Source organism: Streptomyces sp. RLA123, assembly GCF_056270165.1.
In genome coordinates this window covers 920,139-933,761 of record NZ_JBWDOR010000003.1, presented here as the reverse complement: position 1 = coordinate 933,761, position 13,623 = coordinate 920,139, and the positions used below count along the sequence as shown (strand labels likewise).

Sequence of the window (13,623 nt, the reverse complement as noted above, 5' to 3'; positions counted from 1 at the left end):
AAAGGCCCTCGGGCCCGCGCGTCAACGCCGCGCATGGGGCTCTTACCCCTATGGGTGACATGTCGTCGCGTGGATGACGTGCGCCGGCCGGGTCGATGTATCAGGCAATGACATGGAGTGTCCTATGACATTGACAGATGTCGCCTACAGGTGAGGGTTACGGATATGTCCGCATTCCGTAACGTGAAGCGGATCTTCCGGATTTTGCCGTCGCGGCAGGTCAGAGTTGGGTCATCGGCCAACCGCCGAGGTATCCACACCGCGTCACCGGAACACTGGAGTTCCGGGACGCACCCTGATGAGGGGGCATCATGTCTGCTTCGTTCAACGCCCGTCGCGTCATCGCCACCGTCCTCGCCTCCGGCGCCGTCGTGGCGGCCGCCGCCATGCCGGCCTCCGCCGACAACGGCCGCGGCCACGGGCACGGGCACGGCCCGGCCCCCCGCTCCGCGGTGTCGATCGGCGACGTCCGGCACGACGAGGGCGGCCGCGGCGTCCGCTCGAACCGCGCGCTCAACACCGAGTGGGTCGAGGTGGTCAACAGGGGCCGCGACGGAGTGAACCTGCGCGGCTGGACGCTGACCGACAGCGACGGCAACCGCTACCGCTTCGACTTCCTGCGCCTCCCCGGCCACTCCAAGGTCCGTGTGCACACCGGTCAGGGCCGCGACAGCCGGTTCGACGTCTTCCAGGACCGCCGCAAGGGCGTCTGGGACAACCGTGACAGCGCCACCCTGCGCAACGACCACGGCCGCTTCGTGGACAGCAAGGAGTGGGGCGGCCGCCGCCACCGCTGAGCCCAGGCCCGACAGGGCCCGATGAACGAGCGGCGTGCCGCGACATCCAGTCGCGGCACGCCGCCTTTGCGTGCGCCTTGCTCCCGGCCGGGGCTACCCGGCTACCGCCTACGGGTTGCGGGTGATGGTGAAGGTGGACGTCGTGTTCTTGATGTCCTGGAAGTTGTCGTTGAACTGCAGGTTGTTGAAGGTGACCGAGCCGACCGCGGGACCCTGGCCGGACTCCGGCATCTCGTTGGCCCACAGGCCGAAGCCGGACTTGGCGTCGAAGGCGTCACCGCTGCGGTGGGCGCCGCTGATGGTCACGTTGGTGAGGATCGTGTCCTTGATCGGGTTCTGCGGCTGCCCGCCGACGTAGTTGGTCTGGAACATGATCCCGCTGTACGTCGGGTCCACGATGTCCACGTCGGTGACGCGGATGCCCTGGAAGACCTTCGAGGCGGAGAAGAGCCAGATGCCCGGGAAGGTCTGACCGCCCCAGAAGTGTCCGCCGGCGCGGACGATGGAGACGTTCTGGACGTTGGTCGGCTCGGTCCCGAAGCCGTTCATCGGGTAGCCGAAGTCCAGGGAGCTGATCGTGACGCCGGAGTACACCAGCGTGTCCGCGATGAGGATGTTGCGGAACGTGTTGGCGTAGCCGCCGTAGACCGCGACGCCCGCGGCACGCCAGGTCAGCAGGGACGTCAGGTTCTCGAAGAGGTTGTTCTTCTCGTCCGCGCCGCCCGCGTCGATCGCGGAGAAGAGCGCGAAGCTGTCGTCACCCGTGGCACGGGCCTCGATGTTGTCGAGGTGGTTGTCCGTGCTGCCGTTGGTCATGTTGATGCCGTCGGCGAAGGTGTCGCGGATACGGGAGTTGGTGATGGTGACGTTGTCGGTGTTGGCGCCCCAGTAGAGGCAGACCGTGTGCTCGTTCCAGACGTTGTCGATGGTGATGTTGGCGACGCCGGCGAAGTCGAAGACCTTGCCGGGACCGTCGATGCGGGAGGTGTAGTTGCCGAAGAACGCGAAGCCCGAGAAGGACGAACCGTTGGCCGTGGAGTCGGCACGGAAGCCCGCGTCGGTGTTGCTCTGGCTCGACGGGGTGTGGAAGCGGGTGTACCAGGGCCCGGCGCCGATGATCTTGACGGCCTTGCCGTAGACCTGGAACTTGCTGGAGGTGTCGTAGTCGCCCGGCGGCAGGTAGACGCCCTTGACCGTGCCGGTGGTGTCCATCCGCGCCTTGTCCAGGGCGTTCTGGACGTCCTGCTGGCTGAAGCCGGTGGGCGCGGTGTACGCGGCGGGGTCGGGGTTGGCGATCGGCGCGACCTGCTCGGTGTTGACGAAGTCGATCGCGTAGGTGGTGCCGTTGGCGGCGTCCTTCTGCAGCTTGATCTTGGCCCCGGCCGGCACGTTGGTGCCGAGCAGCATGTTGGCCTCGTCGTAGATGTGGCGCGGGCTGCCGTCGCCGGGGCTGTTGCCCGGGGCGGTCTCGTTGCCGTAGAGCCACGCGTACTTGGAGGTCAGGTCGATGGCCTTGAGGAAGGTGCCGTTGACGTAGACGTTCAGCGTGGAGTCGATGCCCCCGCCGCCCGCGGAGTCCGGGATGGAGTAGCGCACGACCAGGGTGTTGGTGCTGGCCTTGGTGGTGAACTCCACCGAGCTCCCGGTGCTGTTCAGCGTGACGGCCTTGCGGCCGGACGCCTCGCCCGCGAGGTCGCCTACGGTGCGGTTCGGGCCGACGACCTGAGCGCCGCCGCCCAGGACGCCGTCCTCGGCCTCGTACATGTCGTACGGCATGTTGGCGCCGCGTCCGACGAACAGGGACTGGGTGCTGGTGTTGTTCTGCTGCTTGACCGCCAGCTCGTTGGCGTCCGTGGCGAGCACCGTCCTGACGGTGTACTTGCCGTTGACCGCCGTCCAGGTGCCGAGGTTGACCGGGCTGCTGGTGCTGCCCGCCGCGATGGCACCGCTGTAGGAACCGGTGAGTGTCTTCACGACACTCCCGGAGGCGGTGTCGGTGACCGTCACCGTGATGCCGTGGGCGCCGCCCGCGGAGGCCACGGTGCCCTGGTTCTTGATCGCGACCGAGAAGGTCACGGTGTTGCCCTTGCCCGGGTTGCCCGGCGTCCAGCTGGACGGCGCGGCGACCAGGTCGGAGCTGTCGACCGGCTTGACGACCAGCGGACTCGGGTTGCTGTACGCGTTGTTGGTGTCGTTCTGCTCGATGACGGTGTTCGACTCGTCGACCTGCGCGCTCAGCGGGTAGCTGCCCGCGTCACGGGTGCCGATGTTCGCCGTCACGGTGGCCGAGCCGCCCGCGGCCAGCGCGCCGACCGCGGCGGTGCCGACCTTGGTGGTGCCCAGGTAGAAGTTGACGTTGGTGGCGCCCGACGCCAGATCGCCGATGTTCCGGACGGTGGCGGACAGCGTGACCGCGTCGGTCTCGACCGGCGCGCTCGGGGACACGGACATGGCGGAGACCGTCAGGTCCGGGTTCGGCGCCGGGGTGCCGATCACCTGGAACTCGGCGACCTGCCCGCCGCCCGCCCCGCTGTTGGCGGTGAACGTCAGCCGTACGTCGGCGACGCGCGCGCTGACCGGGATGGTCACGGTGTTGCCCGAGGCCGGGTTGAACGTGTAGTCCGCCGCGGCCTTGAGGCTGGTGAAGCCGGTCGCGCCCTGATCGCGGCCGAGCACCTGGATGGTCTGGGTGCGGGTGCCCCAGGCGCTGTCGGGGTTGAGCTTGAGGACCAGCGAGGTCACGTCGGCGTTGGCGCCGAGGGAGACGGTCAGCGTGTGGGGGTAGCTGCCGCCCGCGCCCTCCCAGTACGTCGTCACGCTGTTGTCGTTGGCGTTGGCCGCGACGAAGTTCTGGGTGGTGGAGGAGGCCGTGATCGCCTTGCCGACCGCCATGTTCGAACCCGGGCCGGTGGTCGATCCGTTGCGGATCACGGTGGCGCTGGCGACGCTGCGGTTGCCGGCCGCGTCCTTGGCCTTGACGTAGTACGCGACGGTCGCCGAGTCCGACTGCGTGTCGGTGTACGTCAGAGTGGTGCCGGAGACCGTGGCGCGCAGCTGGTCGTTGGCGTACACCTCGTAGCCGGTGACGCCGACGTTGTCCGACGAGGCGGTCCAGGTCAGCTTGACCTGGCCGGACGCGGGCTGCGTCCAGGCGAGGTTGCCGGGCTGCGAGGGCGCCTGCGTGTCGCCGCCGGTGTCGCCGGTGCGGGTGACGGTGTTGCTGTTGCCCGACTGGTTGCCGGCCGCGTCCTTGGCCCGCACGGAGTACGTGACCGTGGCGGTGTCGGGCTGGCTGTCGGTGAAGGTCGTCACGTTGCCGGCGACGCTCGTGCGCAGCATGCCGTTGGCGTAGATGTCGTAGCCGGTGACGCCGACGTTGTCGGTGGACGCGTTCCAGGTCAGCCGGATCTGGCCGGACGCGGGCTGCGTGTACGCCAGCCCGGTGGGCGCGGAGGGCGCGACGGTGTCACCGGTGGCCGGGCCGTAGATCTCCAGCTCGGACAGCTGGGCGGCGCCCCAGCCGGTGTTGGCCGTGACGTTCACCCGCAGGTAGCGCACGGTCGCCGAGGTCAGGTTGACGGTCACCGTGTTGTTGCTCCCGGGGCTGAACGCGTAGTCGTGGGACGCCACCAGGTCGCTGAAGTTCGATCCGTCCGTGCTGCCGCGCAGCGACAGCGTCTGCGTCCTTGCCTCCCAGGCCGGCGGCAGCTTCAGCACGACCTTGCTGACCCCCACCGAGGAGCCGAGGTCGGCCTGGAGCCACTGCGGGAAGGCGTTGTCGGCGCTCTCCCAGTACGTGGCCTGGTTGCCGTCGTTGGCGTTGGCCGGAGTGTAGGGCGCGTTGCTCGCGCTCGCGGTCAGCGTCCGGCCCTGGGCCAGGTTGTCCGACGAGGAGGCGGCACCGTGCACCTCGAGCTCGGAGACCTGGGCGGCGGACCAGCCGGTGTTGGCGGTGATGTTCAGCCGCACGTACCGGGTCGTGACGGCGGAGAAGCCGATCGTCACCGTGTTGCCCGCCCCGGGCGCGAAGGTGTGCGCCGCGGAGCCGGAGAAGGTGGAGAAGGTGTTGCCGTCCGTGCTGCCCTGCACCGCGAATGTCTCGTCGCGCGCGCCCCACGCCGCGGGCAGCTTCACTACCACCTCGTCGACGTTCGTACCGCTGCCCAGGTCGACCTGGACCCATTGCGGTAACGAGCTTCCCGCGCTCTGCCAGTACGTGTCCTGGCTGCCGTCGGTGAGGTTCGCGACCCCGTATTCCGCGTGCGAACTGCTCGCGGTGGCCGTTCTGCCGGCCGCGAGGTTCGGCCCCCCGGCGGCCGAGGCGGGCGGCGCCGACAGGCCGAGTACGACCATGCCCGCCGCGATCACCCCCGCCACCAGTCGCTGGACCATGTGCTTCCTTCGCATGTCGTCCCTGTGCCTCTCGTGTGTTGATGACCGAGAAGTTGCGTTGATCGCTCATGAAATTGCGTTAACCGTGGCGATAGTTGCAGAGCCAATTACGGGCGTCCATGCCTACGGCGGGGTCTCTTGATATGCACGCGACAGGCTTGCGCTGCCGTGCGGTGCATCCGACACGTACTTGCGCGTGCATGCAAGAATTTGCGCAATTCGCCATTGCCCTTGCCGCGGGGGGTCGCCTTCACTACGCTCCCTGACCCTTCCGGTACCGCCTCGTCCGCTTGTTCGGACGTCGGCGTTCCGGGTGCCCCGGCGGCTCGCGGGCTACGCCCGGCGCGCTCCGGCGGCCCGCAGCGCCTGGCGGACGGACCAGAGGACGGACACGAGGGGGACGGCGACGACCGCGCCGATGACGCCGGCCGCGATGGCGCCGCCGATGACGCTGAGGGCGACGACGACGGGGTGGAGGCGGACGGCCCAGCTCATCACGAGGGGGTGCAGGATGTGGCCCTCGATCTGGCCGATGATGACGATGAGGGCGACGACGACGAGTGCGACCAGCGGGCCCTTGGAGGCCAGGGCCACCACGGCGGCCACGGCGAGCGCGATCGGTGAGCCGATCAGCGGCACGAAGGCGGCGAAGAACTCCAGCAGGGCCAGGGGGAGGGCGAGCGGCACGCCGAGCGCGTAGAGGGCGAGGCCCACGAGGATGGCGTTGGTGGCGGCCACGAGCACGATGCCGTGCGTGTACCCGGTGAAGGTGCGCCACGCCGCCGTGCCCCCGGCCGCCACCCGGTCCCGCACCGACAGCGGCAACTGCCGGCAGAACCAGGTCCACTGACGGTCGCCGGCGTGCAGGAAGAAGACCGAGCAGAACAGGGCGAGCGCGAAGACCGTGAGCACCTCGATCAGCCGCCCGGCGCCGCTGAGCGCGGTGCTGATGAGCGTCGAGCGGTGGCTGGACAGCCAGTCGCCGATCGTGGACTGGAGGTCGGTGAGGGCCTTCGGGTCGAGCCGGAGGGGCGGCGCCTCCAGCCAGCGCTCGATTCTGGTCAGTCCGGCCCCGAACTCCTTCTGCAGTCCCTGCTGTTCCTGGGCGACCGCCTCGCCGACCAGGGCCAGCACGCCCAGCACCAGGACGATGCTGCCGATCAGCGACACCGCGACCGCGAGCGGCCGCGGAATCCACCGCGCCAGCCGGTCCGCCACCGGACGGAGCATCGCCGTGCCGACGAGCCCGAGGAAGACCGCGACCGCGATCTCGTGGAAGCGTCCCAGGACCGAGAAGATCCCCCAGACGACCACGCCGACGACGATGAGCCGCCAGCTGTACGCGGCCGCAGTGTTGAGCGCGGGCAGCACCCGGGGCCCGGTCCCGAGGGGAGTACGGCCGGCCGCCGCGCGACGGCTGCTGCGGATGCGGTCCCGGCGGCCCGCCGGCGGCGTGCCCGGTCCCGGGCCGCCCTGCGTGTGCGCTCGCCTGGGCATGGGCCCGCCACCACCTCCCGTACGCCTGGGCTCGTACCACCGCTCCGGGTCCGTGCAACGCGCGGCGGGCGTCATTCGCCCGAAGGCACCCATCGCCGACGGACGGCGCCGGCTGCCCGGCGGGGAAGACGCAGCAGCCGTTCTTGTCCGTGCCCGCGCCGGCGACGTCGTTGCGGAACTCGGTTTAGGTGTACTGGCCCGCTTCCTTGAGGGTCGCGGCGGCCCGCTCCGGGACGGGGTGCGGGCGGAGCGCGGTCGCTCCGGACGCCGGTCCGCGGGCGCGTGGCTCCGCGTGTCCTCGATGATGCTCTCCCCCCAGGGCGTGAGCCGGCACGTTGGTGATCTTTTCGGCTCATAGGGGTGGTTCGGTACGGCTTGGCCGGTACCGCGAAGGGCGTGCGGGAGCGCATGGCGTCCCCCGGGGCGCGCCCAGTAGCCTCACCTGGGCGTTTCAGCGTCCGTACCGCGTCCGTTCCGCATCCCGCAGGAGGAGACCGCCGTGGCTTCGCCGTTCAGGCATTCCGAACCGTACGCACAGGGGCAGCTCGATGTCGGCGACGGCCAGCTGATCCACTGGGAGGTCAGCGGCAATCCGGAGGGCAAGCCCGCGGTGTGCGTGCACGGCGGCCCCGGCGGCGGTGGCAAGCGCGGCGCCCGCAACGGCTTCGACCCCGAGCTCTACCGGGTTGTCATGTTCGACCAGAGGGGCTGCGGGGAGAGCCTGCCGCACGCCTCCGACCCGGGCGTGAGCCTCGCGGAGAACACCACCGAGCACCTGATCGCCGACATGGAGCGGCTGCGCGAGCACCTGGGCATCGAGCGCTGGCTGCTCTACGGCGGCTCCTGGGGGTCGACCCTGATCCTCGCGTACGCCGAGCGCCACCCCGAGCGGGTCACCGAGATCATCATCGTCGGGGTCACGACGACCCGGCCCGAGGAGACCGACTGGCTCTACCGCGGCGTGGGCCGCCTGCTGCCCGGCCCCTGGGAGACCTTCCGCGACGCGCTGCCGCCCGAGGACCGCGCCGGCGACCTGGTCGCCGCCTACAGCCGGCTGCTGAACAGCACCGACGAGGCCGTGCGCGCCAAGGCGGCGCGGGACTGGTGCACATGGGAGGACGCGGTCATCGCCCACGAGAGCCTTGGGAAGCCGGGTGCGTACAGCGACCGGGCGGACGACGCGCTGATCGCGTTCGCGCGGATCTGCGCGCACTACTTCTCGCACGACGCCTGGCTGGAGGACGGGCAGTTGCTGCGCGACGCCCACCGGCTGGCGGGCATCCCCGGGGTGCTGATCCACGGCCGGCTCGACCTCGGCAGCCCGCTGACGACCGCGTGGGAGCTGGCCAAGGTGTGGCCGGACGCGGAGTTGGAGGTCATCGACGACTCGGGGCACACCGGCAGCCCCGCGATGGGGCAGGCCGTACTGCGGGCTGTCGAGCGCTTCTCGGGGCGCGGGCGCTGATCCGTGCCCGCGGTGTCACCTCGGTGTGCGGTGCTGCCACCACATGACGTGCCCGCGCGGTACCCGGCCCTCCGATGTGGCGGAGGGCGCCGTGTCCTCGGCCGGGGTGTCCGTGGCCGAGGGCTTCGGCGCCGGTGTCGCCGTGTCCGTCGGATCGGGGCTCGCCGGCGGGGTGCTGGGTGCGGGCGGGGTGGCCGGGGGCGTGTGCGACGGGTGGGTGACCACCGGTGACGGGGTGACGGCGGGGTGCGTGGGGTGGGTCGTGTGCGGCGCGCTCGAGGCCGGGTGGCGGGTCGGCGCGGCGGACTTCGTGGGTGCGGCGGGCTTGGTGGGTTTGGCGGGCTTGGGCGTCGCCTTTGCGGAGGTGGACGCCGATGCCTTCGGGGACGGCGCTTCGTGGGCGGGCTCGGCACTCTTGCCGGCGCCGGTCTTCTTCCCGGTCGCCTTCTTCGCCTTCTTCTCGCCGTGGACCGCCGGGTCGAGCCCCTTGCCGGGTGCGGCGTCGGGGCTGGGGGCGGTGCGGTGGGACGCGGGCGCCGGCGAGACGGCGGCCGGCCGGGGCTTGCCGGCGGCCTCCGCGGGTTCCTGGAAGGACTGCTGCAGTGCCCAGGCGGTGCCGCCGAGCGCGGCGGCCGCTGCGACGCCGGCCGTCGTGACCTTCCACAGCAGGGATCGACCGCGGCGGTGCTTTGCCTGGTTGCTGCGTGGGAAAACCATGGGAGGACAAGGACCCTTTCGAACGTGCCCCCCGCCCGGTTGCCCCATCGCCGCGTAAGCGAACGAGGCCGGATATGTGTGGACTCTGCGACAGGGTGCGCGCGGAGCGCAAGGCCCCCGGGTCGGCCTCTGGCGGTCCCACCAGGTGTGATTCCGTGAACGTGCAGGTCAGGGCCGTGATCGTCATGCCTGGCGGTGCGGTGTGAGGTGCCCCACGCCGCCCGGGCCGGCCCCTCGGCCCCACGGAGCCTTTTATTCCGCCGCCGGGGAGCGTCGGGCTGAGGTCATGGTCACAGGAGCATAATGATTGATATAGATCAACCGTCGTGTACGTTCAATTTCGCCCCGGACCTGTGAGGACGGGGTGAAGGTCCTGCGCTCTGTGAGGGAGGCGCAGGAGGCCGCGCCCGTGGGGACGGTAAGTGCGGCTGACAGGACACGGCTGTCGCCCTGTCCGCCAGGGCGGGTGGCCCGTCATCGCGCGTGGGGACGCTCGGATGTGACGGCCGCCCGCCCTTCGCGCGCATCCCGGAAGCCGTAGCGTCCGGAGGCCGTACCGTCCGGGGCGCCGGGGCCGGCCGTTCAGGCCTCGTCGAACGGGGAGACGGCCGGGGACGCCCTGACCCGGGCCAGGAGGCCGCGCAGCGTGGTGATCTCCTCGGGGGCGAGATCGGCGAAGAGCTCGCCCTCCACCTCGTGGAGGGCCTTCTCGACCCGCGTCAGCGTGTCGACGCCCGCCTCGGTGATGGCGACGATGTGCCGCCGGCGGTCGGCCGGGTCGCGGCGGCGTTCCACGAGGCGGCAGGACTCCAGGTCGTTGAGGATGCCGACCATGATGCTGGGGTCGACGCCGAGTTCGCCGGCGAGCGTCTGCTGGCTCATGTGGCCCGACCTGCCGAGCAGCATCAGCGTGGTGCCCTGACGGGGTGCCAGTCCGCAGACGGCGAACGCATGGTGCACGCGGCCTTTGGCGACGGCTCCGTGACGGGCCAACAGGAAGCCGAGCCGGTCCAGCGGATCGGATGCGGGGTCCCGGTTCGCGTTCTCGTGTCCTGTCACGCCGATCACCGTATCAAGCGGGAAACCATCCGCCGGTGCGGATCGTTGCCGCACTTCAATGATAGGTCGTGGCGGTGGCCTCAGGCGGCCGCCGGCGGGCCGCCGTGCCGGGCGATCGCCGCGAGTTCACCGGCCGCGCCGGCGGGAGGGCTGGTCCGTGGGTGGACCAGCCGCAGGGCGCGCGTGAGATCGAGGTCACGCACCGGTACGGCGACCACGGTGCCGTTGGCCAGCTCCGCGGCGAGCGCGAGCGAGCTGAGGACCGCGGGGGCGACCCCGTCGGCGACGGCGGTCTTGATCGCGGTCGTCGACGGGAGTTCGAGCAGAGGCGCGGTGAGGGGCACCGCGCCCACCCCGTCGAGGGCCCGTTCCAGATAACGGCGGGTGCCGGAGCCGCGTTCACGGCTGACCAGCGGCGTGGCGGCCAGCTCGCCCGCGGTGATCCCCGAACGGCGTGCCCAGGGGTGGGCCGGGGCCACGATCACCGTGAGCTCGTCGCGTCCCACGGTGCGGGCGGTCAGCCCGCGCGGGACATCGGGGGCCTCGACGAATCCGAGGTGTGCCCTGCCCTCCCGCACGGCGGCCGCGACCTCGTCGGAGTTGCCCGCGGTCAGGGCGACCGAGGTCTGCGGCGCGCGGGCCCGCAGGACCGCAAGCCACTGGGGGAGGAGGTACTCGGCCACCGTCATGCTGGCCGCCACCTGGAGCCGGCTCTCCGTGGTGCCCAGCAGCGAGGTCACGCCCGCGTCCAGCGAGGCCGCCGCGTCCACCGCGGTGCGGGCCCAGTCGGCGACCAGCGCGCCCTGCTCGGTGAGCCGCGAGCCTCGGGGCGACCGCTCCAGGAGGTGCAGCCCGAGCCGGCGCTCCAGATGGCGGAGCCGGGAACTCGCGGACGGCTGGCTGATGCCGTGCGCGCGGGCGGCCGCGCCCACACTGCCCAGGCGGGCGACGGACAGCAGCAGGTCGTACGCCGCCAGGTCGCTCACACGCTCGGGCAGGGGCATAGCCCGAGTCTATGACCCCATCGCGGAATGATCCCTACCGCGGCCTCGGGGGCGGGGGGAGGCTGTGCCCATGCACAGCTCGCTCACCGCCCCGCCCAGGACCGGCGCCCACCCGCGCACCGGTCTGCTGCGGGAGCTGGACCACCCCTCCCAGCTCTTCCGCGACCTCGGTCCCAACTGGTACGCCTCCGTCATGGGCACCGGCATCGTCGCCGTCGCCGCGGCCGGCCTCCCCGTGCACGTGCCGGGGCTGCGGACGTTCGCCACCGTCGTATGGGCCCTGGCAGCCGCCTGGCTCGTCGTACTCACCGCCGCCTGGTCCGTGCACTGGACGCGCCACCCGGAACGGGGCCGCGCGCACGCCGGCAATCCGGTCATGGCGCATTTCTGGGGCGCCCCCGCGATGGCGCTGATGACGGTCGGCACCGGCACCCTGACGCTGGGCTCCGCGTGGATCGGGGAGCGCCCGGCGCTCGTCGTGGACGTGGTGCTCTGGTCGGCGGGCACCCTGCTGGGTCTGGCGACCTGGGTGTGGATCCCGTACCGGGCCATGACCGACCACCGCGTCACCGAGGACGCGGCCTTCGGCGGATGGCTGATGCCCGTCGTGCCCCCGATGGTCTCGGCCGCCACCGGCGCCGCCCTGATCCCGCACCTCGCGCCCGGGCAGGGACGACTCACGCTGCTGCTGGCGTGCTACGCGATGTTCGGCATGAGCCTGATCGCGAGCCTGGTGATCATCACCCAGGTGTGGAGCCGGCTCGTGCACCACAAGACGGGCCCGGCCGCGATGGTGCCGACGCTCTGGATCGTGCTGGGACCGCTGGGCCAGTCCGTGACCGCCGCCAACCTGCTCGGCGGGGTGGCCCCCTCGGTGCTGCCGCGCCCCTACGCCACCGGCGCCGAGGTGTTCGGCTTCGTGTACGGCGTGCCCGTCTGGGGCTTCGCGATGATGTGGCTCGTCCTGGCGGCGGCCCTCACGGTGCGCACCGCGCGCCGCGGCCTGCCCTTCTCGCTGACCTGGTGGAGTTTCACCTTCCCTGTGGGCACCTGCGTCACCGGCACGAGCGCGCTCGCGCTGCGTCTGCACGCGACGGCCTTCCAGGGCGCGGCGGTCGTGCTCGGCACCCTGCTGCTCGTGGCGTGGGTCACGGTCGCGACGCGCACGGCGCGGGCCGCGGCGCGCGGGAGCATCTTCCTTCCGGCGCCCGCACGTTAAGGCGTGATGTTCTGGTTGAGGTGGAAGAGGTTGCCCGGGTCGTAGGCCCTCTTCACCTCCACCAGGCGGTCGTAGTTGCCGCGGTAGTTGGCCCGGATGCGGTTCTGGTCGTCACCGGCCATGAAGTTGATGTAACCGCCCTCCTGCGCGTGCGGCGCGATCGCGTCGTAGCAGCCGCGCACCCAGGCGATGTTGGCGTCGTTGGCCGCGGCGTCGGGCCACATTCCGGCGATGACCGCCGCGAACGAGGCGTCGCGGTAGGCGAAGGCGGTCGCGTCCGCGGCCACCCGGTGGCAGGCGCCGTCGATCGGGTAGAGATGGACGGCCGAGTTGACCGCGGGCAGCCCGGGGGCGTGGGCGGCGAGGGCCGCGATGGCCTCGTCGGTCAGCTCGGTGGCGAACGCGGCCTTCCAGTAGTGCTGGAGGCCGGGCGGCGCGATCGCGTCGAAGAGGCGGTTCATCGCCGGATAGGACATCGGGCCGACGTGCTCGGCGGCCACCGGGGCCGCGTCGCGGAACGGCCGCAGCGCGCGCTCACCCTCTCCCGGCGGTCCGGCCCAGCACGCCACGAGGACGGCGAACAGGTCCCCGTGCCGGTCCTCGGGGATGAACGGCAGCGGTGGCGCGATGTGGAACGCCGGGAAGACGCAGAGCCGTTCCGGGGCGGCGGCGATGGCCTCGCGGTAGGCGCGCAGCACCATGGCGGCGTCGTCCGGCTCGAAGAGCATCAGGCCGCCGTAGACGTCCGTCAGCGGCGCCAGCCGGAACACGAACGAGGTCACGGCCCCGAAGTTGCCGCCCCCGCCGCGCAGTGCCCAGAACAGGTCGTCGTGCTCCTTGCCGCTCGCGACGACCAGCTCCCCGTCCGCGGTCACCACGTCCGCGGAGACGAGGTTGTCGCAGCTCAGGCCGAGCGCCCGGCTCAGGTATCCGATGCCCCCGCCGAGGGTCAGCCCGGAGACACCGGTGCTGGAGATGATGCCGCCGGTCGTGGCCAGTCCGAAGGCGTGCGTCGCGGTGTTGAAGTCGTCCCAGGTGGCTCCGCCCTCGGCGCGGGCCGTCCGCGTCGCCGGGTCCACCCGCACCGCGCGCATCGGCGACAGGTCGGCGACGACACCGCCGTCGCATGTGCCGAAGCCGGGCACGCTGTGCCCGCCGCCGCGCACGGCGAGATCGACGTCGTTGTCCCGCGCGAAGTCCACGACGGCCCTGACGTCATCCGTGCCGGCGCAGCGCACAACGGCCGCGGGGCGTCTGTCGATCATGGCGTTGCGGACGGTACGTGCCTGGTCGTAGTCGTCGTTGCCGGGGGTGATCACCGGGCCGCGGACGCGCTCACGCAGCCGGTCGGTCGAGGGGTTGCCCATCGCCCACGCTCCTCGTAGCGCTGAGGCCCCCCGTTGCCGCCGTCCCCCGTGGTGCTTCCCCCCTCGTCCCACGCTACGCCGCCGGGGCGCGGCCTCAAGCGGAACG

9 protein-coding genes are annotated in these 13,623 nt (G+C 71.5%); 3 read left to right on the top strand and 6 right to left on the bottom strand.

Annotation, left to right across the window (positions count from 1 at the left end):
• The first annotated feature begins 311 nt into the window (after window positions 1-311).
• Entirely contained in the window at window positions 312-797 is a 486-nt protein-coding gene (locus RV983_RS04240) for a lamin tail domain-containing protein (RefSeq protein ID WP_475984411.1), read from the top strand.
• A gap of 108 nt (window positions 798-905) precedes the next feature.
• On the opposite strand, the gene RV983_RS04235 is transcribed toward RV983_RS04240, so the two are convergent.
• Together RV983_RS04235 and RV983_RS04230 are read right to left on the bottom strand one after the other, a co-directional pair.
• Window positions 906-5,150: a discoidin domain-containing protein gene (locus RV983_RS04235; RefSeq protein WP_475990215.1), complete on the bottom strand. Its 4,245-nt coding sequence runs from the start codon at window positions 5,148-5,150 to the stop codon at window positions 906-908.
• Between the two features lie 372 nt (window positions 5,151-5,522).
• Window positions 5,523-6,686, bottom strand: coding sequence for an AI-2E family transporter (locus RV983_RS04230; RefSeq protein ID WP_475984410.1), 1,164 nt, complete (start codon window positions 6,684-6,686; stop codon window positions 5,523-5,525).
• Window positions 6,687-7,185: 499 nt separating this feature from the next.
• Here RV983_RS04230 and pip point away from each other — a divergent pair, with 499 nt between their 5' ends.
• Window positions 7,186-8,151: a prolyl aminopeptidase gene (gene pip / locus RV983_RS04225; RefSeq protein WP_475984409.1), complete on the top strand. Its 966-nt coding sequence runs from the start codon at window positions 7,186-7,188 to the stop codon at window positions 8,149-8,151.
• Between the two features lie 15 nt (window positions 8,152-8,166).
• On the opposite strand, the gene RV983_RS04220 is transcribed toward pip, so the two are convergent.
• The 3 genes from RV983_RS04220 to RV983_RS04210 form a co-directional block, all read right to left on the bottom strand.
• A complete protein-coding gene (locus RV983_RS04220; protein ID WP_475984408.1) occupies window positions 8,167-8,868 on the bottom strand; it encodes a hypothetical protein in 702 nt (233 codons plus the stop codon).
• Between the two features lie 582 nt (window positions 8,869-9,450).
• Window positions 9,451-9,927, bottom strand: coding sequence for a MarR family winged helix-turn-helix transcriptional regulator (locus RV983_RS04215; RefSeq protein ID WP_475984407.1), 477 nt, complete (start codon window positions 9,925-9,927; stop codon window positions 9,451-9,453).
• A gap of 80 nt (window positions 9,928-10,007) precedes the next feature.
• Window positions 10,008-10,931 (bottom strand): LysR family transcriptional regulator, encoded by a 924-nt coding sequence (locus tag RV983_RS04210; RefSeq protein ID WP_475984406.1) that lies wholly within the window; start codon window positions 10,929-10,931, stop codon window positions 10,008-10,010.
• A gap of 70 nt (window positions 10,932-11,001) precedes the next feature.
• Here RV983_RS04210 and RV983_RS04205 point away from each other — a divergent pair, with 70 nt between their 5' ends.
• Window positions 11,002-12,150 carry a TDT family transporter gene (locus RV983_RS04205; RefSeq protein WP_475984405.1) on the top strand — a complete coding sequence of 383 codons (1,149 nt, stop codon included), beginning with the start codon at window positions 11,002-11,004 and terminating at the stop codon, window positions 12,148-12,150.
• Here RV983_RS04205 and RV983_RS04200 read toward each other — a convergent pair.
• Window positions 12,147-13,517 (bottom strand): FAD-binding oxidoreductase, encoded by a 1,371-nt coding sequence (locus RV983_RS04200; protein WP_475984404.1) that lies wholly within the window; start codon window positions 13,515-13,517, stop codon window positions 12,147-12,149. The two genes, RV983_RS04205 and RV983_RS04200, sit on opposite strands and share 4 nt — an antisense overlap.
• Window positions 13,518-13,623 lie beyond the last annotated feature (106 nt).

What these genes read in the sequence shown, in the direction of transcription:
- RV983_RS04240 (WP_475984411.1), top strand. Translation starts at nt 312, where the DNA reads ATGTCTGCTTCGTTCAACGCCCGTCGCGTCATCGCCACCGTCCTCGCC.
- RV983_RS04235 (WP_475990215.1), bottom strand. Translation starts at nt 5,150, where the DNA reads ATGGTCGTACTCGGCCTGTCGGCGCCGCCCGCCTCGGCCGCCGGGGGG.
- RV983_RS04230 (WP_475984410.1), bottom strand. Translation starts at nt 6,686, where the DNA reads ATGCCCAGGCGAGCGCACACGCAGGGCGGCCCGGGACCGGGCACGCCG.
- RV983_RS04220 (WP_475984408.1), bottom strand. Translation starts at nt 8,868, where the DNA reads ATGGTTTTCCCACGCAGCAACCAGGCAAAGCACCGCCGCGGTCGATCC.
- RV983_RS04210 (WP_475984406.1), bottom strand. Translation starts at nt 10,931, where the DNA reads ATGCCCCTGCCCGAGCGTGTGAGCGACCTGGCGGCGTACGACCTGCTG.
- RV983_RS04205 (WP_475984405.1), top strand. Translation starts at nt 11,002, where the DNA reads ATGCACAGCTCGCTCACCGCCCCGCCCAGGACCGGCGCCCACCCGCGC.
- RV983_RS04200 (WP_475984404.1), bottom strand. Translation starts at nt 13,517, where the DNA reads ATGGGCAACCCCTCGACCGACCGGCTGCGTGAGCGCGTCCGCGGCCCG.